Origin of the sequence: Dokdonia sp. Asnod2-E02, assembly GCF_045063915.1 — a bacterium.
Classification (GTDB): domain Bacteria; phylum Bacteroidota; class Bacteroidia; order Flavobacteriales; family Flavobacteriaceae; genus Dokdonia.
Genome location: NZ_JBEFNX010000005.1, coordinates 1,109,914 through 1,132,500, shown reverse-complemented (window position 1 = coordinate 1,132,500; position 22,587 = coordinate 1,109,914). Strand labels below are relative to the sequence as shown.

Annotated in this window: 22 protein-coding genes and 1 other RNA gene (1 of these 23 only partly in view); 15 read left to right on the top strand and 8 right to left on the bottom strand. The window is 39.8% G+C overall.

What is annotated here, in order from left to right; genetic code table 11:
* The 12 genes from ssrS to ACJJVM_RS05035 all read left to right on the top strand — a co-directional run.
* Positions 1 to 98, top strand: a non-coding RNA gene (gene ssrS, locus ACJJVM_RS05090) — 6S RNA; it begins 25 nt to the left of the window's first position.
* Between the two features lie 123 nt (positions 99 to 221).
* Positions 222 to 1,787 (top strand): ribonuclease Y, encoded by a 1,566-nt coding sequence (gene rny / locus ACJJVM_RS05085; RefSeq protein WP_035327372.1) that lies wholly within the window; start codon positions 222 to 224, stop codon positions 1,785 to 1,787.
* A gap of 439 nt (positions 1,788 to 2,226) precedes the next feature.
* Positions 2,227 to 2,844: a GNAT family N-acetyltransferase gene (locus ACJJVM_RS05080; protein ID WP_035336340.1), complete on the top strand. Its 618-nt coding sequence runs from the start codon at positions 2,227 to 2,229 to the stop codon at positions 2,842 to 2,844.
* Complete coding sequence (gene argG, locus ACJJVM_RS05075) at positions 2,844 to 4,025, top strand: argininosuccinate synthase (RefSeq protein ID WP_405210996.1); 1,182 nt, start codon at positions 2,844 to 2,846, stop codon at positions 4,023 to 4,025. Before ACJJVM_RS05080 ends, argG begins: the two co-directional genes overlap by 1 nt.
* Positions 4,022 to 4,996 carry an N-acetyl-gamma-glutamyl-phosphate reductase gene (argC, locus tag ACJJVM_RS05070; protein WP_405210995.1) on the top strand — a complete coding sequence of 325 codons (975 nt, stop codon included), beginning with the start codon at positions 4,022 to 4,024 and terminating at the stop codon, positions 4,994 to 4,996. The genes argG and argC overlap by 4 nt, the downstream gene beginning before the upstream one ends.
* Positions 4,997 to 5,014: 18 nt before the next feature.
* Complete coding sequence (proC, locus tag ACJJVM_RS05065; RefSeq protein WP_405210994.1) at positions 5,015 to 5,803, top strand: pyrroline-5-carboxylate reductase; 789 nt, start codon at positions 5,015 to 5,017, stop codon at positions 5,801 to 5,803.
* An 18-nt stretch (positions 5,804 to 5,821) separates the two neighbouring features.
* Positions 5,822 to 6,946, top strand: coding sequence for an aspartate aminotransferase family protein (locus ACJJVM_RS05060; RefSeq protein WP_405210993.1), 1,125 nt, complete (start codon positions 5,822 to 5,824; stop codon positions 6,944 to 6,946).
* The gene (locus tag ACJJVM_RS05055) at positions 6,943 to 7,908 is read left to right on the top strand and encodes an N-acetylornithine carbamoyltransferase (protein WP_405210992.1); all 966 of its coding nucleotides are present in this window, start codon (positions 6,943 to 6,945) and stop codon (positions 7,906 to 7,908) included. Before ACJJVM_RS05060 ends, ACJJVM_RS05055 begins: the two co-directional genes overlap by 4 nt.
* Positions 7,898 to 8,683 carry an acetylglutamate kinase gene (argB, locus tag ACJJVM_RS05050; protein ID WP_405210991.1) on the top strand — a complete coding sequence of 262 codons (786 nt, stop codon included), beginning with the start codon at positions 7,898 to 7,900 and terminating at the stop codon, positions 8,681 to 8,683. Before ACJJVM_RS05055 ends, argB begins: the two co-directional genes overlap by 11 nt.
* Positions 8,674 to 9,744 carry a M20 family metallo-hydrolase gene (locus tag ACJJVM_RS05045; protein WP_405210990.1) on the top strand — a complete coding sequence of 357 codons (1,071 nt, stop codon included), beginning with the start codon at positions 8,674 to 8,676 and terminating at the stop codon, positions 9,742 to 9,744. The genes argB and ACJJVM_RS05045 overlap by 10 nt, the downstream gene beginning before the upstream one ends.
* Positions 9,745 to 9,798: 54 nt before the next feature.
* The gene (gene argH, locus ACJJVM_RS05040) at positions 9,799 to 11,082 is read left to right on the top strand and encodes an argininosuccinate lyase (protein WP_405210989.1); all 1,284 of its coding nucleotides are present in this window, start codon (positions 9,799 to 9,801) and stop codon (positions 11,080 to 11,082) included.
* Between the two features lie 57 nt (positions 11,083 to 11,139).
* Entirely contained in the window at positions 11,140 to 11,421 is a 282-nt protein-coding gene (locus ACJJVM_RS05035; RefSeq protein ID WP_035327387.1) for a DUF2188 domain-containing protein, read from the top strand.
* A gap of 204 nt (positions 11,422 to 11,625) precedes the next feature.
* Here ACJJVM_RS05035 and ACJJVM_RS05030 read toward each other — a convergent pair whose 3' ends face one another.
* The 5 genes from ACJJVM_RS05030 to ACJJVM_RS05010 form a co-directional block, all read right to left on the bottom strand.
* On the bottom strand, positions 11,626 to 12,513 hold the full coding sequence (locus tag ACJJVM_RS05030; RefSeq protein ID WP_405210988.1) for a hypothetical protein: 888 nt from the start codon (positions 12,511 to 12,513) through the stop codon (positions 11,626 to 11,628).
* 164 nt (positions 12,514 to 12,677) lie between these two features.
* A complete protein-coding gene (leuB, locus tag ACJJVM_RS05025; RefSeq protein ID WP_405210987.1) occupies positions 12,678 to 13,793 on the bottom strand; it encodes a 3-isopropylmalate dehydrogenase in 1,116 nt (371 codons plus the stop codon).
* Positions 13,794 to 13,870: 77 nt separating this feature from the next.
* Positions 13,871 to 14,485 carry a 3-isopropylmalate dehydratase small subunit gene (gene leuD, locus ACJJVM_RS05020; RefSeq protein WP_405210986.1) on the bottom strand — a complete coding sequence of 205 codons (615 nt, stop codon included), beginning with the start codon at positions 14,483 to 14,485 and terminating at the stop codon, positions 13,871 to 13,873.
* The gene (gene leuC / locus ACJJVM_RS05015) at positions 14,485 to 15,870 is read right to left on the bottom strand and encodes a 3-isopropylmalate dehydratase large subunit (protein WP_405210985.1); all 1,386 of its coding nucleotides are present in this window, start codon (positions 15,868 to 15,870) and stop codon (positions 14,485 to 14,487) included. The genes leuD and leuC overlap by 1 nt, the downstream gene beginning before the upstream one ends.
* Positions 15,871 to 15,920: 50 nt before the next feature.
* The gene (locus ACJJVM_RS05010; protein ID WP_081804715.1) at positions 15,921 to 17,093 is read right to left on the bottom strand and encodes a 2-isopropylmalate synthase; all 1,173 of its coding nucleotides are present in this window, start codon (positions 17,091 to 17,093) and stop codon (positions 15,921 to 15,923) included.
* Positions 17,094 to 17,211: 118 nt separating this feature from the next.
* On the opposite strand from ACJJVM_RS05010, the gene ACJJVM_RS05005 reads away from it, so the two are divergent.
* Both ACJJVM_RS05005 and ACJJVM_RS05000 read left to right on the top strand, forming a co-directional pair.
* Positions 17,212 to 18,774: a hypothetical protein gene (locus ACJJVM_RS05005; RefSeq protein ID WP_405210984.1), complete on the top strand. Its 1,563-nt coding sequence runs from the start codon at positions 17,212 to 17,214 to the stop codon at positions 18,772 to 18,774.
* Positions 18,775 to 18,820: 46 nt separating this feature from the next.
* On the top strand, positions 18,821 to 19,681 hold the full coding sequence (locus ACJJVM_RS05000; RefSeq protein ID WP_038599407.1) for a DMT family transporter: 861 nt from the start codon (positions 18,821 to 18,823) through the stop codon (positions 19,679 to 19,681).
* Positions 19,682 to 19,688: 7 nt separating this feature from the next.
* Here the strand turns inward: ACJJVM_RS05000 and ACJJVM_RS04995 are convergent, their stop codons facing one another.
* The gene (locus ACJJVM_RS04995) at positions 19,689 to 20,378 is read right to left on the bottom strand and encodes an RluA family pseudouridine synthase (RefSeq protein ID WP_405210983.1); all 690 of its coding nucleotides are present in this window, start codon (positions 20,376 to 20,378) and stop codon (positions 19,689 to 19,691) included.
* 34 nt (positions 20,379 to 20,412) lie between these two features.
* Complete coding sequence (gene panB / locus ACJJVM_RS04990; protein ID WP_035336358.1) at positions 20,413 to 21,231, bottom strand: 3-methyl-2-oxobutanoate hydroxymethyltransferase; 819 nt, start codon at positions 21,229 to 21,231, stop codon at positions 20,413 to 20,415.
* A 60-nt stretch (positions 21,232 to 21,291) separates the two neighbouring features.
* Between panB and ACJJVM_RS04985 the strand changes: the two genes are divergently transcribed.
* Positions 21,292 to 21,801 (top strand): nuclear transport factor 2 family protein, encoded by a 510-nt coding sequence (locus ACJJVM_RS04985; RefSeq protein WP_405210982.1) that lies wholly within the window; start codon positions 21,292 to 21,294, stop codon positions 21,799 to 21,801.
* 13 nt (positions 21,802 to 21,814) lie between these two features.
* On the opposite strand, the gene ACJJVM_RS04980 is transcribed toward ACJJVM_RS04985, so the two are convergent.
* On the bottom strand, positions 21,815 to 22,564 hold the full coding sequence (locus tag ACJJVM_RS04980; protein WP_405210981.1) for a hypothetical protein: 750 nt from the start codon (positions 22,562 to 22,564) through the stop codon (positions 21,815 to 21,817).
* Between the last annotated feature and the right edge of the window lie 23 nt (positions 22,565 to 22,587).

The following is a 22,587-nucleotide window of genomic DNA, read 5'->3' as shown; positions in this document are numbered from 1 at the left end:
GTGACTCTAAGTTGTAAAAGCACGCCGTTACTAGACTTGTTCTAGGTAGACGGAACCTTGATCAGCTTTATAGCTCTAATCCTTACTATTAGGAGTTTATACGAAATGCACTATCAATGTGGGCTTTTTTTATATCTCATCGCGAGATAGTGAGGCTTAAAAGCCTTAACAATCAACCATCAGTAGCGCCTGTAAAGGCATTATAATATTAAGTCAAAATTATGGAACATAACGCACTCTTGTTTATAGTAGGTGTGATTGCTCTTGCACTAGGATTTCTTATTGCAAAAATGTTAGAACGTAACAATGCATCACAAATCATTAAACGCGCAAAGAAAAGTGCTCAGGGCATCTTAAAAGAAGCTAAGTCTGAGGGCGAGTCTATCAAAAAAGACAAAATACTTCAAGCCAAAGAAAAATTTATCGAGCTTAAAGCAGAGCACGAAAAAGTAATCCTAGGAAGAGATAAAAAAATGAACGATGCAGAGAAGCGCACTCGTGATAAAGAATCTCAAGTAAGTGGTGAGCTTTCGCGAAATAAAAAATTAAATCAATCTCTTGAAGATAGAATTAAAGATTACGATAAGCGTTTAGAATACGTTGACAAGAAAAAGGCCGAAGCTGAAAAAATGCACCAGAGTACGGTGCAGCAACTTGAGGTAATCTCAGGACTTTCTGCTGAAGAAGCAAAAAGTCAACTTGTAACTACTCTGAAAGATCAAGCTAAGGCAGATGCTATGAAGCACGTGCAAACTTCTATCGAAGAGGCAAAAATGACTGCAGAGCAAGAGGCTAAAAAAATTATCATTAATACCATACAACGTATAGGTACGGAGGAAGCAGTAGAAAACTGTGTATCTGTTTTTAACCTTGAAAGTGACGATGTAAAAGGAAGAATTATAGGTAGAGAAGGTCGTAATATACGTGCTATTGAAGCAGCAACAGGTGTTGAAATTATTGTAGATGATACTCCAGAGGCAATTATACTTTCTTGTTTTGATAGTGTGCGTCGTGAGGTAGCTCGTTTATCACTACACAAACTTGTAACAGATGGTCGTATACACCCAGCAAGAATTGAAGAAGTTGTACAGAAAACAACGAGACAAATTGAGCAAGAGATTGTAGAAGTAGGAAAACGTACAGTAATCGACTTAGGAATACACGGTTTACACCCAGAGCTTATTAAAGCAGTAGGGCGTATGAAGTACCGTTCTTCTTATGGTCAAAACCTACTACAACACAGTAGGGAGGTTGCAAAACTTTGTAGTGTGATGGCAGCAGAGTTAGGCGTAAATGCAAAACTTGCTCGTAGAGCTGGACTTTTACACGATATAGGTAAAGTGCCAGATACAGAGACAGAAACACCACACGCAATCTTAGGAATGCAATGGGCAGAGAAGTATGGAGAGAAGCCAGACGTGTGTAACGCCATAGGTGCTCACCACGATGAGATTGAGATGACAAGTTTGCTTTCTCCTATTGTACAGGTTTGTGATGCTATAAGTGGAGCGAGACCAGGCGCACGCCGTCAAGTATTAGATTCATACATACAACGTCTCAAAGATCTTGAGGAAATAGCTTTTGGATTCCAAGGTGTGAAGAAGGCTTATGCTATTCAAGCAGGACGTGAACTTCGTGTTATTGTAGAGAGTGAGAAGGTTAATGATGATAAAGCTTCATCACTATCTTTTGAAATTTCTCAGAAAATTCAAACAGATATGACCTACCCAGGTCAAGTAAAAGTTACCGTAATACGAGAGACCAGAGCGGTCAATATTGCAAAGTAACTGTAAGATTTAGTTATTATTTTTATAAAGAGGCTAGCGCATTATGCGCTAGCCTCTTTTGTTTTAAACCCCTTACGTTGAGTATTTCACAATCTAAAACCCATTAATTAAGATTCCTGTAGCAAAGTCTAAACATCTTATTTAATTATATAAAAAAGGTAGTTTTTATATAATTAATTCTAAAAGTGCATTGCTAGCTCAAATAAGTTGCTACCTTTGAGCCATTAGTATGAATAGAATAATTGCACATATCTCAAATAGCCTTACAGCACTTCTTGCTGCAAGACCTGCTATGCAATTACTTCCTGTTCCTGTACGACGCTTCCGCCGCCGCCCGTAAGGGTAGCTCATTAATGAGGGATGGTAGGTGAGTCCTATCCCGTTTTCCACAAAAGGAACCGTCACATTTTCAATATACATTTTAACTTAAATCATCGCTATGCAAATTGTTGTAGCCACGATTTCGCACACACCATATGCTCAGATTATCTGTGATACCATCGCAGAGTCATCTAAGGTACGTGGTACAGGAATCGCTCGTAGAACTCCAGAATATGTCATCTCAAAGATGGAAGCAGGTAACGCTGTCATCGCTTTAGAGGGAGACGTTTTTGCGGGCTTCTGTTATATAGAAGCCTGGGGACACGAAAAATTTATTGCCAACTCTGGACTTATTGTTCACCCAGACTTCAGAGGACAGGGACTTGCCAAAAAAATTAAAGGAGAGATATTTACGCTTTCGCGAAAGCGTTATCCAGATGCAAAAATCTTCGGAATCACTACGGGTCTTGCTGTGATGAAGATTAATAGTGACCTAGGTTATAAACCCGTCACATTTTCTGAACTCACAACAGACGAAAGCTTCTGGAAAGGTTGCCAGACCTGCAAGAACTTTGACGTGCTCACACGTACAGAGCAAAAGATGTGCTTATGCACGGGGATGCTCTATGATCCATCAAAAGAATCAAAATCCACAGAAAAAAATACTGTAAAGGCGCCTGTTTTTAACAGGCTAAAACAAATAAAGGAAAAGCTATTCCTTAAAAAAAATAAGTAATGAAAAAATTAATCTTAGCATATTCAGGAGGACTCGATACAAGCTATTGTGTAAAATATTTCACTGCAGAAATGGGGTATGAAGTACATGCTGTAAGTGTAAATACAGGTGGATTTACAGGTCAAGAAATCGCAAATAACAAAGAGAAAGCGCTTGCACTAGGAGCGACATCATATACTAATATAGATGCCGTAGCTACATTTTATGATACGGTGGTAAAGTACCTAATTTTTGGTAATGTACTTAAGAACAATAGTTATCCACTTTCTGTAAGTGCAGAACGTATCGTGCAAGCCATAGAGATTGCAAAATTTGCCAAAGCTCAAAACGCAGATGCTATTGCTCACGGTAGTACGGGTGCAGGTAACGATCAAGTGCGTTTTGATATGACGTTCCAGACTATTGTGCCAGAGTTAGAAATAATAACGCCGATAAGAGATCAAACGCTTTCGCGAAAGCAGGAAATCGATTACCTACAGAGTCACGGTATCTCGTGGTCTTGGGAGAAAGCACAATATTCTATAAATCAAGGTTTGTGGGGTACAAGTGTAGGAGGTGCTCAAACCCTAACCTCACATCAAACACTTCCTGAAGATGCATATCCTAGTCAGCTGGAGGCTAGCGATTCGCAAACCTTAAAGATTGGATTCACACAAGGGGAACCTATATCACTTAATGGAAAGCAAGGTTCACCAGTGGAGATTATAGAGCAACTAGAAGACATCGCAAGCAAGTATGCCATAGGTCGCGGGATGCACGTAGGAGACACCATTATTGGTATAAAAGGAAGAGTAGGTTTTGAAGCTGCAGCTCCTATAATTATACTCGAAGCACATCGTACTCTTGAGAAACACACGCTTTCAAAATGGCAATTACAACACAAAGAAAATATTGCTTTGTGGTATGGTACTCACTTACACGAGGGATTATACCTAGAGCCTGTAATGAGAGACTTTGAAGCATTTTTACAAAGCAGCCAGAATACGGTGACTGGAGAAGTAGAAGTAGTATTACATCCATATAGATTTGAGGTAGTAGGCATCACATCAGATTATGACCTTATGCAATCTAAGGTAGCGAGTTATGGAGAAGAAAACCAAGGATGGACCGCCGCCGAAGCAAAAGGGTTTATAAAAATATTAGGTAATCAGTCTAGAATTATAGCAAACCAAAACAAATGAAAAAAATAGGAATCATAGGTGGTGCAGGTTATACTGCTGGGGAGCTCATTAGACTGCTTATTCATCACCCAGAAGTAGAGATAGATTTTATATACAGTACTAGTAATGCTGGTAATGCAGTAGGCGTGGTGCATCAAGATCTTGCTTATGTAGATCTCGCTTTTACAAGTGAGGTAAACACAAAGGTAGATGTAGTTTTTTTATGTCTAGGGCACGGTAATTCTGGTAAATTTCTGGAGCAATATAGCTTTTCTTCAAGTACGAAGATTATTGATCTAAGTAATGAGTTTAGACTTAAAAGTGATGTTACTTATAAGGATAGAACATTTGTATATGGCTTGCCAGAAATCAATAAAGAGGAAATAAAAAACGCGAAAAATATTGCAAACCCTGGCTGTTTTGCCACTGCAATACAACTAGCGTTATTGCCGCTGGCGAGCGCTTCTTTACTCAGCCAAGATGTGCATATTAATGCCGTTACAGGCGCTACGGGAGCCGGAGTAAAACCTAGTGCTACCACGCACTTTGGGTGGAGAGATAATAACTTCTCACACTACAAGGCTTTTAATCATCAGCATCTTGGGGAGATAGGAGAGTCTGTCGTTCAGCTACAAGATGGTTTTAATAGCGAACTTCATTTCATACCGCAGCGTGGTAATTTTTCTAGAGGGATTTTTGCAACTGCCTATACATATTTTGAGGGTACAATTGAAGACGCATACTTGCTTTATGAGGATTTTTATAAGGACTCCGCTTTCGCGAAAGCGGTAAAAGCACCTTTACATCTCAAACAAGTGGTAAATACAAACTACTGCTTTATACATTTAGAGAAACACGGCAATAAATTATTGGTTACGAGTGTGATTGATAATCTATTGAAAGGAGCGAGTGGTCAAGCTGTAGAAAATATGAATCTAATGTTTGGTTGGAAACAAGATATGGGGCTCCAACTCAAGGCAAGTTATTTCTAATAGTTAAGATATAGACATATGAAAATAGCAATCATAGGAACGGGGAATTTAGGTCTTGCCATCGCAAAAGGACTCATCACAAATAATGCGGTAACGAGCTTATATCTTACTAAAAGAGATATTTCTAGTATCGAAAAATGGGATGCGTACAAGGAAGTAACAACTACGAGTGATAATCGTGAGGCTGTTGTAAAAAGTGACATTCTCATTTTTGCAGTACAGCCAGGTCATTTTGCAGGTATACTTGAAGAGATTAAAGAATTACTTACAGAGAAACACATTATTATCTCTACGATAACTGGTTTTAAAGTGCCACAAATCGCTGAAATTGTAGGAGACGATCAATTTATTATACGAGCGATGCCTAACACCGCTATCGCTGTAGGGCAAAGTATGACCTGTTTATGTAGTAATACAGTAGGCGAAAAGCGTATTGCTATAGCCGAAGCCATTTTTAATAAACTAGGCACAAGTCTTATTATTCCAGAAGGACAAATGCAAGCTGCTACGGTAATTTGCGCGAGTGGTATTGCTTTCTGGATGCGATTGATAAGAGCAACTACGCAGGGTGCCATACAACTAGGTTTTGACGCAAAAGAAGCACAAGAACTTGCTATGCAAACTTGTCTAGGAGCTGCCACTCTCGTTATTAAATCTGGAAACCATCCAGAAGCAGAAATTGATAAAGTAACTACGCCAAAAGGCTGCACCATAGAAGGTCTCAATGAGATGGAACATTCAGGTTTAAGCTCTTCTCTCATAAAGGGAATCGTGGCTAGTTATCAAAAAATTAATAGCATCTCATAGTGCTTAAAAATAAAGAGTATGAAATTATTTGATGTATATCCACTTTATGATGTTGCTCCTGTTAAGGCAGAGGGATGCTATGTGTATGATCAAAGTGGACAAGAGTATCTTGATTTATATGGTGGTCACGCGGTGATCTCTATAGGTCACGGACATCCTCATTATATAGAGAAATTAAAAACGCAGATGGATGCCATAGGCTTTTATTCTAATGCAGTTCATAATCCGCTGCAGGTGGAGGTTGCTCAGAAGTTGGGAGCGCTTTCTGGTTGTGAAGATTATGATTTGTTTTTCTGTAACTCAGGAGCAGAGGCAAATGAGAACGGATTAAAACTAGCGTCATTTGACACAGGTAAAAGTCGCGTGGTAGCCTTTAAAAATAGCTTTCACGGGAGAACTTCTGCCGCAGTAGCAGCTACCGATAATCCTAGTATTGTTGCACCTATAAATGCACAACACAAAGTATCCATACTTGATCTAGGTAATACGGAGCAACTAGAGGAAACTTTACAACAAGGCGATTGCTGCGCTGTGATTTTAGAATTTATACAAGGTGTAGGAGGTTTAGATCAATCTACAGAAGTGTTTTATCAAGATGTTGCTACGCTTTGTAAAAAGTATGATGTAAAACTTATTGCGGACGAGGTGCAATCTGGTTTTGGTAGATCTGGAGAGTTTTTTGCTTTTCAGAAATATAATATCACGCCAGATATTATCACCATTGCAAAAGGAATGGGTAACGGGTTTCCTGTGGGCGGTGTGCTGGTACATCACTCTATTGAGGCGCGATATGGGATGCTGGGAACGACCTTTGGCGGTAATCATCTTGCTTGCGCTGCTACACTTGCAGTTCTCGAGGTGATTGAGAAGGAGCATTTGATGGCACACGCAAAGGAAATAGAAACCTACTTTAGGGAGAAAGCACTTGCTTTTGGCAATCGGGTGACTGTAAAAGGTCGCGGATTAATGCTAGGGTTAGACTTAGGCTACGATGTAGGAGCATTGCGCAAAAAACTAATTTACGAGCATCATATTTTTACGGGAGGAGCAAAAAACAAACACGTGCTCAGAATACTTCCACCACTTACAATTCAAAAACCACAGATAGATTTACTATTTGAAGCATTAAACAAAGAGTTATGAAGAACTACATATCCATAAATGATATCCCTAATCTAGAAATGGCGATTAAAGAAGCGCTGTATATGAAGGAGTATCCGTACGCTTTCGCGAAAGCGGGAAAACAAAAAACCTTAGGTCTTCTATTTTTTAACTCAAGCCTACGTACAAGATTAAGTACAGAAAAGGCTGCCAAAAACCTTGGGATGGAAACAATGACACTCAATGTAAATAGTGATAGCTGGCAACTAGAGTTTGAAGATGGTAGTGTGATGGATGGCACAAAAGCAGAGCATATCAAAGAGGCTGCGCAGGTGTTATCGCAATATTGTGATGTACTTGCCGTGAGAGCTTTTCCAGGGCTGGTAGATAAAAGTCAAGATGAGCTAGAGGTCGTACTTTCTGCATTTATGCAATATGGGAGTGTGCCGGTTGTAAATCTAGAAAGCAGTACGGCGCACCCACTACAAGGTTTTACAGATGCAATCACAATTTATGAACTCACCGAAAGTCTACGTGCAGCAAATAAAAAGCCTAATGTTGTATTGACCTGGGCACCACATCCTAAAGCCTTGCCGCACGCAGTTGCAAACTCATTTGTCCAGACGATGCAAAAGGCAAATGTAAATTTCACAATTACTAACCCGGAGGGTTATGATCTTAACCCAGAGATACGTGGTGAAGTACCTGTGATTCATAACCAGAAAGAAGCCTTTGCAAATGCCGACATCATTTATGTAAAAAACTGGAGCAGCTATGAAGATTATGGTAAGGTGCAATCGCAAGACAGTAACTGGATGATTAATGCCGAAAAACTTAAGGGAACCAATCAAGCCAAAGTAATGCATTGCCTACCTGTGCGTCGTAACGTTGTCATTGCAGATGATGTGCTAGACACCGAGTCAAGCGCTGTAATCCAGCAAGCTGGTAATAGAACGTGGGCTGCACAATGGGTGCTTAAAAACATACTCGACAATGATGAATAAACAGCAACTTACCGTAGTGAAAATAGGTGGAGACATTGTAGATTATGATGAGCTACTGACTTCATTTTACACACATTTTAAGGCAATTTCTGGTCCAGCTATTATCATACACGGTGGAGGAAATAAAGCTTCCATTTTACAAGAGCAGCTGGGTTATATCCCAGTAAAAGTAGACGGGAGAAGGGTGACAGATGAGGCTACGCTAGAGGTTGTGACAATGGTGTATGCCGGACTTCTCAACAAGAAACTTGTCGCTGGCCTGCAGGCAAAAGGTAAAAACACCATAGGACTTTCTGGAGCAGATGGTGATGTCGTGAGAGCGCATAAACGCGAAGTGATTACGGTAGATTATGGTTTTGTGGGAGATATAGATAGAATAAATGTGAGTTTTATAAATGACCTCCTTTCGGACGGTAAAGTACCTGTGTTTTCTGCAATTACGCACGATGGTAATGGGCAATTACTCAACACCAATGCAGATACACTCGCTGCCAAAATCGCGGTAGCAATGAGCTCTCTCTACAACGTTCAGTTGTTTTATTGTTTTACAAAACCAGGTGTCCTTGAAGATGTAAATAATGATGAATCGATAGTAACGCGCATAGATAAAGGGCTTTATAAAGAGATGAAAACAGCCGGCCAAATATTTGAAGGTATGATTCCTAAACTAGATACTGCTTTTGAGGCGCTAGATCAAGGCGTTATGAGAGTGCATCTGGGCGAGGTTGATATATTGAGCGATAACACTATAAAACACACGACACTATGTCTTTAAAAACTCAAATAGATAGCGCCGTAGCACTACTGCAATCACTCATTGAGACACAAAGTTTTTCTAGCGAAGAAGACGGCACAGCTTTACTTATCATAAACTGGTTAGAGGAGAAGGGGATTACGCTTTCGCGAAAGCGTAACAACATCTATGCATTTAATAAACATTATGACGCATCAAAACCGTTATTGCTTCTCAACTCGCACCACGATACTGTTAAGCCAAATAAAGGATACACAAGAGATCCTTATAATGCCGAAATCAAGGACGGAAAATTGTACGGTCTAGGGAGTAATGATGCAGGTGCAAGTCTTGTGGGATTGCTTACTACGTTTGTACATTTTTATGAGCGTGAGGATTTGTTTCATAATATTGTAATTGTAGCTTCTGCCGAAGAGGAGTCAAGTGGTCCTAATGGTCTTAATAGTATGCTTGAGCATCTGCCTGAGATAGATGTTGCCATTGTAGGCGAGCCTACACTTATGAACCTCGCCATTGCCGAAAAAGGGTTGGTGGTTTTTGACGCCGTAGTAAAAGGAACGACAGGTCACGCAGCTCATATAAAGGAGAATATGGCTATTTATAATGTGATAGAAACCTTGCAGTGGTTTGAAAATATAACTTTTGATAAAGTGTCTGATACGCTGGGAGCTACTAAGGTTACAGTTACTCAAATTAATGCGGGTAGTCAACATAATGTAGTGCCTAGTCAGGTAGAACTCGTCATAGATGTGAGAGTAAATGAACATTACAGCAATCAAGAAATCGCCGATTATATGGTGGCAAATGTTCCGTGTGACACAATACAGCCAAGGTCATTGCGATTAAATAGTTCGCGTATCCCAAAGGAGCACAAATTAGTACAAGCAGGAATAGCGCTAGGCAGGGAAACTTACGGTTCGCCTACCTTATCTGATCAAGCCTGCTTGAGTTGTCCATCTTTAAAACTAGGTATAGGCGACAGCACTCGCTCTCATATGGCAGATGAGTTTGTCTATGTACACGAGATAGAGCAGGGGATAGCATTATACATCGAGCTCTTAGAAAAATTTTTAACCGCATAAATAATATGGGTTGTTGCAATAGTGTGAACAGCATAACCTTCTAATAAGATACCTATGAAACTTTGGGAAAAAGGAATACCAACAGATCAAAAAATAGAAGCATTTACAGTGGGTAATGATCGTGAGATTGATATCCATATTGCTAAGTATGATTTGCTAGCTAGCAAGGCACACGCGACGATGCTTGCATCTGTAGGCTTACTTACACAAGAGGAGAGCGAGCAGTTAAATAAGCAGTTAGACCTTATGCTCAAGCAAGAGCAGGAAGGAACATTTGTTATAGAAGCAGATTTTGAAGATGTACACTCTAAAATAGAAAGTGATCTTGTAAAAGCATTAGGAGATACGGGGAAAAAAATACACACAGCGAGATCTCGTAATGACCAAGTTCTTGTGGCGTTAAACCTTTATTTTAAAGCAGAATTGTCTCAAATAACTGAAGGCGTAGAGAAGTTGTTTGACACACTTCTCAAACTTGCAGAGACTCATAAAAACACCTTGCTACCTGGATATACACACCTTCAAGTGGCGATGCCATCATCATTTGGGCTTTGGTTCTCTGCCTATGCGGAGTTACTTATAGATGATCTTTACTTACTCAAAGCAGCGCAGAAGGTCGTAGATCAAAATCCGCTGGGGAGTGCAGCTGGTTATGGATCTAGTTTTCCTATCGATAGAGAGATGACTACCAAGCAACTTCAATTTGCCGATTTGAAATATAATGTAATTGCAGCCCAACTCTCAAGAGGGAAGTCTGAGCGTACGGTAACACAAGCTGTAGCAAATATTGCCAATACCTTGAGTCGTTTTGCAATGGATATATGTTTGTATTGCTCTCAAAATTTTGGGTTCATTAAGTTTCCAGATGCACTTACTACGGGCAGTAGTATTATGCCGCACAAAAAGAACCCAGATGTATTTGAATTGCTTCGTGGTAAGTGCAATCAGTTACAAGCCATCCCACAAGAAATGATTATGATCACAAATAATTTACCAAGTGGTTACCATAGAGACTACCAGTTACTTAAAGAAAATGCTATCAAGTCTGTTGAGGATCTTAAAGTAGTGCTAGATATTTTTGAGTTCTCTATTGCTCAGGTGCAAGTGCAGGATGTTAATCTAGATGATGAGAAGTATCAACACCTCTTTACAGTAGATGCTATTAATGATCTTGTAACCGCTGGTGTACCTTTTAGAGAAGCATATAAGAAAATAGGGGAGCAGGTAGAAAATGGTTCTTTTAAAGCAGGAAATACAAAGGAGCACTCACACTTAGGAAGCATACATAACCTAGGTCTAGATAAGATACAAGCCAAATTTGACAAGGCGGTATCTTAATGAGTATAGAAGACTTTAGACACATAATGAGCTTGTGTAAAATAGTATCTTCGCACTATGAGTAGCATTAAAACCTTTTTGCGTTCATTACTAGAAATAGTAGAAAACGTATATGAAAACTCTCGCAAGGCAAGTAGAAAACGTACTTGGCATCAGCACGTGGTCCCCTATGAAGGGGACTGGGCTGTAAGGCGCGAGGGTAACAAACGTATCACTTCAAAGCATCAAAAGCAGAGCACTGCCATACGCAAAGCAAAGAGTATTGCGCGTAAACGCAAGGCAGATGTGATTATACACCGTGCCGGCGGTGGGATACGAGAGCGTATAAGCTATGACTAGAACCTCTATTTGTTATATAACTCAAAGTGATTTTAGCGTCTTATAAAATTAGACTCTCATAAGGTGTAAAACTATAACTGGTGTCAGGGTAATTCAAAACTTGAGTGTTGAGAGAAGCGAGTGTTTGTTTTGCAATGAGAGAATAAAAAAATCCCATCAATACATTGATGGGATTTAAAGTTTTTAATGAGTAGAACTATATCTCTATTCTATCAAAGCTGCATTTTCTGGAATATCAAAATAGCTATTTTCTATATCTTTTTTAAATGTAATATCAGATACATCAATAGTTGTGATATGCTCGCCAGCTTTTTCATCTTCGGTGAGCCAGTGGGTTTTATAGCCTGTTGCAAACTCTATACCGTCTACCGTAGTTGTTCCCTCTACAGTCATTAACTTTTCTGGTAGGTGACCACCATCTGCAAAGTATTTAGGGTAAGAGACAATGTAGCGTATTACCGCTAGTTTGTGATTATCTTTCCCAAAATAAAGCACATAGTAATCATCTGGAGCATCTCCCGTTCCTGCTGCAAAAGTTACTTTAATAGCGTCATAAGTGGTGTTGTTATGAGTTTTATCTGCAAGTTTTTCAAGATTAACACCTTCACCATCTAGGATAAACGGTTGTGCTAGAAAGTAGTAAGGGGTAAGCGCCCAGAAGCGCATATCAAAAGGAAAAGCGGTAGAGTCCTTAACTTTTTTCCAAGCTTTCTCACCTGTCCACCCAAACTCTTGAGAGCGATCCTCTACGTGTTGATGACGTGCCTTATTGCTCCAAGTGTCAATGGTTTGATAAGTGTTACGACGTGTGCTCCCATCTTCGGGTTTATAGTCAAAATGAAAAGAAAGCGGTCCATTTTTAAAATAAGTATCCAGTCCGCCGTGTGCTTCCATCGCTTGCCACACTATTTTCCCAGCATCTGTTTTATTAAGTCTAGCTTGTGCTTCACCTACACGTTTCTCAATCCACGAGTCTGGCTTTACAGCAAGTTCTGGGTTTATAGCTACCTCGTTAGATGTTGTCGTGGTTTTAGTTTTTGTTTCTTGGCAAGACACACAGGCAAGTATTGCAATACCTAATGCGAGAATCATTTTCTTCATCTTTAAAATATGTTGGTTAGTAAAGCAAGTTTGGTCTATTTCTATTCTTCTAACTTACATAGCAGTGTATTAAATAAATGCTAAAACATCATAGAGATGAAATAAGAGTGGAATTACGCTTTCGCGAAAGCGTAACTCTTACAATTAAAATCTTATTAAATAATCGTGCTTTGTCCTGCGTGAATGTTTTTAAAATTACGGTTTGTGTCTTCTGGGTTTAAGATATAGTCTGCAATAAAGTCGCCAACTTTTGAAGTGCTTAACGGGTTTTCTGGTTTGAGATCTTCTGTTGTAAAACCTAGTTCTAATGATTTTTCTACAGCGGTTTCTATACTAGCAGCCTCGTCTTGAAGCCCTAGATGTCTCAATAACATCGCTGCAGATAAGATAGAAGCCAGCGGATTTGCAATTCCCTTCCCAGTAGCTTGCGGGTAAGAGCCGTGTATAGGCTCAAAAAGTGCATTTTCTGTACCTACAGAGGCAGAAGCTAGAAGGCCTATAGAACCTCCTATCACACTTGCCTCATCAGAAATAATATCACCAAACAAGTTTTCTGTCAAAATCACGTCAAACTGCTTTGGGTTTAAAATCATTTGCATCGCTGCATTGTCTACAAAGAGAAAATCTACCGCTACATCTGGATATCCTTTGGCAATCTCAGTTACGGTTTTTCTCCACAGCCTTGATGTTTCTAGCACGTTTGCTTTATCTATCAGCGTCAATTTTTTTCGTCTGTTTTGAGCCTCTTTAAAGGCTAGATCTGCCATTCTTGTAATTTCTTTTACAGAATATGAGCAACCGTCTGAGGCTACTTGACCATCATCACTAAGGTGTTTCTCACCAAAATAGATACCACCTGTGAGTTCGCGATAGATAGACATATCTGCGCCAGAAATGATCTCTCTTTTAAGAGGTGAATTATCTATAAGTTGCTCGTAAGCCTTCACAGGGCGCACATTACAAAACAGTCCTAGTGACTTGCGAAGTCTCAAAAGGCCCTGCTCTGGGCGAACTTTTGCCGTAGGGTCATTGTCATATTTGGGATCACCAATGGCTCCAAATAATATAGCGTCAGATGCCTCACAAATATCTAGTGTTTCCTCAGGAAGCGGGTTGCCCGTCGCGTCTATGGCGCAAGCACCCATCATTGCTTCTGTATATGTAAAGTGATGTCCGTATTCATCTGCTACTGCCTCTAGGGCTTTTTTTGCTTGAGCAGTAACTTCTGGTCCTATCCCGTCTCCAGGTATGATTGCAATGTTAAAATCCATAGTGTGTGTTTGAATTATGTACTAAATCCCCGCCTTAGTAGGCGAGGATCTGGTAACCATTTATATATTGTGTTTTATTAAAACACCATTCGTTCTTTTTCAAAGGCTTCTATTTCGGCCTTTTTACTTAGTAGAAAGTCGATATCATCATATCCATTAATCATACAAACCTTCTTGTAAGGATCTATTTCGAATTCCGCTTTCGTACTTCGACCTTGCTCAGCATAAACTTCAGCCATCTCAACTACCTGATTTTCTAAATCTATAGTAATGGGCAACTCAGGGTTTGCTTCTATACCTGCTAGTAATCCCTTAAGATACTCCGGCGTCACCTGAATAGGAAGTAAGCCGTTGTTAAGTGCATTACCTTTAAAAATATCTGCAAAAAAACTTGAGATCACGACCTTAAAACCATATCCTACAATTGCCCAAGCAGCGTGCTCACGGCTAGAGCCACAACCAAAGTTGTCTCCAGCTACCAGAATTTTTGCTCCAGCATATTGTGGTTTATTAATAGGGAAATCTGCATCCAGCGTTCCATCTTTTTTAAAGCGCCAGTCTCTAAAGACGTTATCACCAAATCCTTTTTTATCTGTCGCCTTCAGGAAGCGCGCAGGGATAATCTGGTCTGTGTCTATATTTTCTATAGGTAGCGGTACCGCTGTGCTTATGAGTTTTGTAAATTTTTCCATTAGGCTACAGCTTCTTTTGTGACGTCTACTATTTTACCAGCTATTGCGGTTGCAGCAGCAACAAGGGGGGATGCAAGAATTGTCCTTGCGCCTTGTCCCTGGCGACCTTCAAAATTTCTATTTGAGGTAGAAACACAGTACTCTCCAGCGGGAATCTTATCATCATTCATCGCTAGACAGGCTGAACAGCCAGGCTGCCGTAAGGCAAACCCAGCCTCTTCAAACACCTCTTTAAGCCCCTCTTCTTCGAGTTGCTTTGCTACTTGTTGTGAGCCAGGTACCAGCCAGGCGTTCACATTTGCAGCTTTATGTTTTCCGCGCACGTATGCTGCGGCTATTCTAAAATCTTCTATTCTTGAGTTTGTACAACTTCCTAAAAACACATAATTAATAGGCGTGTCTAGTAATTGTGCTCCACCCTTAAAGTTCATATACTCCAGCGCTTTCTCAAAGGTCATATCGCCTTTTTCGGGTATGGCGCCGTTTATCTTTATTCCCATTCCTGGGTTTGTGCCGTAAGTGAGCATTGGAGCTATATCTTCGGCATCAAAGTGATATTCTTTGTCAAAAGTGGCGTCTTGATCTGTAGGGAGCGTTTTCCAGTAGGATACCGCTTTCGCGAAAGCGTCACCCTGCGGAGCAAATTTGCGTCCTTCTACATAATCAAAAGTGGTTTGATCTGGGGCAATCATTCCGCCACGAGCACCCATCTCGATACTCATATTACAAACCGTCATACGGCCTTCCATACTCATCTCCTCAAAAACGTTACCCGCATACTCACAGAAGTAACCTGTACCGGCATTAGTGCCAATTTTTGAAATGATGTACAAAATCACATCCTTAGGAGAAACGTGCGGTGCAAGAGTTCCATTTACAGAAACGCGTAAGCTTTTAGGCTTGTTAAGTAACAAGCTCTGACTCGCAAATACTTGTCCCACCTGGCTCGTCCCGATACCAAAGGCAATAGTGCCAAAAGCTCCGTGCGTCGAGGTGTGACTATCACCACAAACCATTGTCATACCTGGTTGTGTGATGCCCAGTTCTGGTGCCATCACGTGTACAATACCATTGTACTTGTGACCTAGACCATAGAGCGTGATGTTGTGTTTCTCACAGTTTTCTGTGAGTTGTTGTAATTGCTTGCGAGACATCTCATCTCTAATAGGTAAATGCTGATCTTGAGTTGGGGTATTATGATCTGCCGTGGCAACTATTTGATCTGGACGCGCTACAGCAATGCCACGTTCCTCAAGCTCATTAAATGCCTGCGGACTCGTCACTTCGTGTATCAAGTGCTTGTCTATATATAAGATTTGGGGTCCGTTATCTACCGTGTCTACCACGTGTGCATCCCAGACTTTATCAAATAGTGTTTTTCCCATTGCTATGTATGCTCTCGTAAATTACGTGTGTAATTATGATTTTTTATAAGTTATGCTACGGCTCCAGCTTTGCACTGTATGTGTTGCATAATCATATGTATGTCGTTGTCTTTTACTTCCTTTTGTCTATCTGCCACATTAAGAAACTGCTCATAAGCAGCATCTAGTTGAAGTTTTGTTAGTTCGTATCCTACTTTTTTTGATCTGTAGGCGAGTGCTGCTCTACCGCTTCTTGCTGTAAGCACGATAGATGTCTCGTTTACTCCCACATCTTTAGGATTCATAATCTCGTAGGTCTCTCTATTTTTAATCATACCATCCTGATGGATTCCTGAGCTGTGAGCAAAGGCATTTGCACCTACAATGGCTTTGTTAGGTTGTACGACCATTCCCATCTTATCGCTCACCATACGGCTTGTGTCAAAAAGGAGTTGGGTATTTATATCTGTATGAAGATTAAGTGTGGGGTGTTGTTTAAGGATCATTACTACTTCCTCTAGAGAGGTATTACCCGCACGCTCACCTATACCGTTTATGGTACATTCTATCTGTCTTGCTCCGTTTATCACACCTGCAATACTGTTTGCAGTGGCTAGACCAAGGTCATTGTGACAGTGGCAAGAGAGGGTTACGTTTTCTATACCCTTCACATTTTCACGTAAGTATTTAATTTTTGCTCCATACTCTTCAGGTAAACAATATCCTGTAGTATCTGGAATATTAAGAACGGTTGCTCCGGCTGCGATTACTTGCTCAAGCACCTTTGCAAGAAATGCATTATCTGTACGACCCGCATCTTCTGCATAGAACTCTACATCATCAACAAAATTTTTCGCGTAAGCGGTTGCTTTTACAGCGCGTTCTATAATCTGCTCAGGAGTGGCGTTAAATTTATACTTCATATGCGACTCACTAGTACCTATACCCGTGTGGATTCTAGGTCTAACGGCATATTTTAAAGCTTGTGCGGCAACCTCAATATCCTTCTCTACTGCCCGAGTGAGACCACATACGGTTGCGTTTTTTACGAGTTTTGAAATCTCCTCTACAGAGCTAAAATCTCCAGGAGAGGAAATAGGAAAACCAGCTTCAATAACATCTACGCCTAAAACATCGAGACGCTCTGCTATAGAGAGCTTTTCTTTTTTGTCTAGTTTACAACCAGGTACCTGCTCTCCATCACGAAGAGTCGTATCAAAAATCTGAACTTTGTCGTTTTGCATAGCTTTCATTTCTACACGAATTTATACCTTGCTTATTCTTTGTGAATCTTTCAAATGGGAGGTCTTACGATATCAAGGTTAATTTTAGTCTAATCAAATAACTGTATTTCAATTAGTTATGAGAAAAATCATTACAACGCTTAATGATCATAATGACTCTTTATTTATTTTAATAAAGTCATTATCTAAGAGTGAAAAGCGACAGTTCAAGCTGTACGTAGGCCGACTAGTGGGAAATAGCGAGGCAAAATTTTTACAACTTTTTGAATTTTTAGACAAAGAGAAAACATACAATGAGGCTGCTATTTTAAAGTCTGGAATTGTTACCAAAACACAACTATCTAACCTCAAAGCGCATCTTTATAGACAACTTTTGATAAGCCTGCGGCTTACTCCTGCACATCAAAATATACGTGTGCAAATACGAGAGCAGCTAGATTTTGCAACAATCTTATATCAAAAAGGGTTGTATAAGCAAAGCCTTAAAATTCTAGATAAAGCTAAAAGTATGGCACTAGAAAATGAGGAGAAAAATGTTGCATACGAGATCGTAGAGCTAGAAAAAATTATAGAAACCCAGTATATCACTAGAAGTATAGCTACGCGCGCAGATGAGCTTGCTGTGCAGGCCAAAAGCCTGAGTGAACAAAACGTGATGGCGAGCAAGCTATCTAACTTGTCGCTGCAACTTTATAGCATTATGCTCAAAACGGGCTATGTAAAAAGTGATAAGGAAAAGCAAGAGCTCACAGATTACTTTGATGGGCACTTGCCTAATTATGATTACGACTTGCTCAATTTTAGAGAGAAGATGTGGCTATATAAAGCGCATCTCTGGTACAGTTTTCTTATTCAAGATTTTCTTTCTTGTTATAAATATGCAGATCGCTATGTACGCTTATTTGATGAGAACCCATTAATGATAAAACAGAATCCTGTTTTTTATCTCAAAGGCATACATTATTTGCTAGAGTCATTATTTTACCTCAAACACGAGTCAAAATTTAGAGAAGCGCTAGAGAAGCTCACCACTGTAAAGGAGAATCCTAATTTCCCTAAAGGTGATAACCTGGATACACTCTTGTTTTTATATACGAGTAGTAACCGCTTTAATCATCGCTTTATGATAGGCGAGTTTAAAGATGGTGAAGATCTCGTTAAGGAGGTGCTCACTGGATTAAAATCACCCAAATACCGTATAGATGAGCATCACGTGATGATCTTTTATTACAAGATGGCGAGTCTATATTTTGGAGCGGGTGATAACATAAAATGTATCGAGTACTGCCAGAAAATCATAAATAACCACAGCCTTAAGAGCCGTGAAGATTTAATGTGCTTCTCACGTATTCTTAATCTCATCGCTCATTATGAAGCTGGCAAAGATTACCATCTTGAGTCATTGTTAAGAAGCACCTATAAGTTTCTTATTAAGATGGATGATATGCACGAGGTACAAAAGGAGATGATTAAATTTGTGCGCAACCTGGGAGATATCTATCCTCACGAACTTAAAGCCGAGTTTAAAAAACTTCACAGTACACTCAACCAATACGAAGACGATCCGTATGAGCGCAGAGCCTTCTTATATCTAGATGTGTTGTCTTGGCTAGAGAGTAAGATAGAAAACAGACCCGTTGCAGATGTGATTAAAGAAAAAGCACAAAAATTAATAAGGTAATCTTCTACTTTATTTTTTTACAACATACATACCCTAATACCATTTAATGTCAAATAACACCACCCGCCATATATTAGAAATTAACCTAGCAATGCTTTTTGTAAGCACCTCGGGAGTACTAGGTAGATACATCGATTTGCCTCCAGCCGTAACCATCGGTATACGCTCATTTCTTGCAATGTTACTACTGGGACTATTTGTAAAGTGGAAAGGTTTTTCTTTTACGCTTGCGCGAAAAGATATACTCGCAATTGCGCTATCTGGAGTTTTTATGGGGCTACACTGGATTACCTATTTCTACTCATTACAATTGTCTAACGTGGCGATAGGGATGCTGTCATTATTTACATATCCTGTGATGACAAGCTTACTCGAGCCTGTATTTTTAAAAACACAGTTTTCAAAAATGCACTTACTACTAGGGGTACTTGTCTTGATAGGCATTTACTTTCTTGCGCCTTCTTTTGATACAGAAAACGACTACTTCCTTGCGATATTAATAGGTTTGCTGTCGGCATTATGTTTTGCAATACGTAACCTCTTGGTAAAAACAAAAATAGGCTCCTACAACGGGTCTGTAGTGATGTGGTATCAAACGCTGGTGATAGCAATAATGCTTATACCGGCATATTTCATTTTTGATGCCGAAGGATTTGTAAAAGAGCTCCCTTATATAGGAATGCTTGCCCTTATCACTACTGCTTTGGGACACACGATGTTTCTCTTTAGTATTAAAAGGTTTTCTGTGACGGCTGCTAGTTTAATGGGAAGCGTACAACCTATTTACGGAATCATTCTTGGTATTATTTTTCTTAACGAAATACCTGGATGGCGTACCGTTTTAGGAGGTTCTCTTATTTTATTTAGTGTAGTGGTAGAGAGTTTAAGAGCGTCTCGAAATAAGTAAGAAATCCCTAATTACAGGCCTTCCACACAGCATCTCCTTCGGGCACTTGAGCTACAAAGGTCATTTCTTCCTTTTTTACAGGGTGGGTGAGGGTAAGCTTTCGCGAAAGCAAACTTATACTACCATCAGGATTACTGCGGTCAAAACCATATTTAAGATCTCCCTTTATAGGGCAACCTATGGCCGTAAGCTGGGCGCGTATCTGGTGATGTCTCCCAGTGTGTAGGTCTATCTCAAGAAGATAAAATGTCTTAAGCTTTTTAATCACTCTGTAATCTAGAACAGCCTTTTTACTGTCTGGTACCTCGTGTTTGTGAGCGTAGCTTTTGTTTTGTTTTGGGTTGCGTTTTAAAAAGTGTGTAAGCGTGCCACTCTCTGCCGGAGGCGGATTTTTTACAAGTGCCCAGTATGTTTTTTTAGTCTGTCGCTCAGAAAACATCTTGTTGAGACGTGGTAACGCCTTACTGGTACGGGCAAAAATAACAATGCCAGAAGTAGGTCTGTCTAGTCTGTGTACCACACCTAGATAAACCGCTCCTGGCTTATTATATTTTACGGCAATGTATTTTTTTACAATTTCGCTCAGTGGCAAGTCTCCCGTTTTATCTCCCTGCACAATATCACCACTACGTTTATTAACCACGATAATGTGGTTATCTTCATATATAACGTTGAGGTTTTCTGGCGTGGAGTGCATTGTGGGTGGTTACCGCTTTCGCGAAAGCGTACTATTAATACTGCTCATCTTCATTAGGAAAGTCCTGTGATTTTACGTCTGCGCTGTACTTCTCAAAAGCAGATGTCATCTCAGTATGCATATCTAGATAACGACGTAAAAATCGCGGGTTGAACTCGTGAGTCATACCCAGCATATCGTGTGTTACTAGTACTTGACCATCTACACCACCACCAGCGCCTATACCTATTACAGGGATGGTTAAACTGTCTGCAACCTCCTTTGCAAGTTGTGCAGGTACTTTTTCAAGCACAAGGGCAAAACAACCTGCTTTTTGAAGCATAAGGGCATCTTCTTTAAGTTTTTGAGCTTCTTCTTCTTCCTTAGCTCGTACTGTATATGTACCAAATTTATAGATACTTTGTGGCGTAAGTCCTAGGTGACCCATTACCGGGATACCTGCGTTAAGGATGCGCTTTATGCTTTCTTTTACTTCTTTACCGCCTTCAAGTTTTATAGAGTGACCTCCAGATTCTTTCATAATACGTATGGCAGATCTTAGCGCTTCTTTAGGGTCACTTTGATAACTACCAAAAGGTAGATCTACAACTACTAGCGCGCGGTTTGCCGCTCTTACAACAGAAGAGGCGTGGTAAATCATCTGGTCTAGAGTGATAGGTAATGTAGTCTCGTGACCAGCCATCACATTTGATGCGCTATCACCTACAAGAATCACATCTATGCCTGCACCATCTACAATTTGAGCCATTGTATAATCATAGGCTGTGAGCATTGATATTTTCTCTCCTCGAGATTTCATCTCAGTAAGAGACTTTACGGTTACTCTTTTGTATTCTTTTTTGGCTGTAGACATTTGTTTATTTTTTCTGTTACAAAAGTAGTAAATTAGATACCTATGTGTTAAACATTATAGATGCGACTCAAATATCTTTTTATTCCTATGATTGCGGTGTTCTTATTATTTGCCTTTGTAAAGGCAGATAAAGATTACTACAGGACTGCAAATCAAGATGTTTATAGTGAGAAAGTTGTCAAGGAGGTGGTGCAAACTTTTTTTGAAGGCTTTCATACACAAGACTCAATTTTAATAAAAAAAGTAGTGCATCCAGATGTGATGATGCAATCTATAGGAAAGGGAGAGCTAGGTGAGGTACAACTGAGCAAGCAAGATTTTAGCGGATTTTTAAAGTCTATTTGTAGTATACCTGCGACTACCACGTTTGAAGAGCGTATAGACAGCTATGAGATAAAAATGGATGGCAAGATGGCAAATGTCTGGACACCATATTCATTTTACATAAATGGTAGTCTAAGTCATTGCGGGACTAATAGTTTCCAGCTTTTTAAGCGCAACGGTGTCTGGAAGATATTTTATATAGTAGACACTCGTGATCGCGAGGGCTGTGGCGAGAAGCGAGGGTAGCGATAGAAGCTCTCTAATCTAGCTTGTAAATTAATCTAAAATCCATATTAAACTCAACACCGGTAGAGAATCCCTCATCACGTCGCGGATTTGTATCATTAAATAAAAAGTTGTCTTCAAAATCAAATCCTCTAAAACTAGGATTTTCGATATTACTATATCTGTTATCTTTAAAACGAATGCCTAGCCCAAAGTTTACACGGAGCATAAGTTTATTTGATAATCTAGTGTACTCTCCAAAGTTTACTAAAACCCCATTCTTTACACGTTGATAGTCTGCACGGTCAAAAGCTATGAGCTCTACGGTGCCGTTTGCATCATTTACAGGATTAAACGTGTCAAAAAGGAGTGTTTCTTTACTGTTTATGTAAAACAATTCTAGCCCTATATAATTTGTGTATTTTTCTCCTTTGCCTATAAAGTAAAGAACTTCTGGACGTATTTCATAAAGGCTATAATTGTTTGAGTCTTCATTTGTGTATGGTAAGCCTTGAAAACCTATTCCCACGCTACCTCCCACAGACCAGTGACTGTTAAGCGATCTAGTGTACCCTACATTTATTCTAGGAAAAGGTGTGATAGGACTTACTAAACTAAGACTCACATATGATTTTACAGGTACTCTTGAGATACTATCCCTACGCTCAATTTTCTTTATACGTTTTTCTACGCGTATTGCTTTCTTTTCTTCACGGGTGGTCTGTGCTTGTAGGTTTTGAAAACAACATAAAATGATAACGAGGGCAGTTGTAGTAATTCTCATTTAAGGTAGGATTTAGTGAGGAT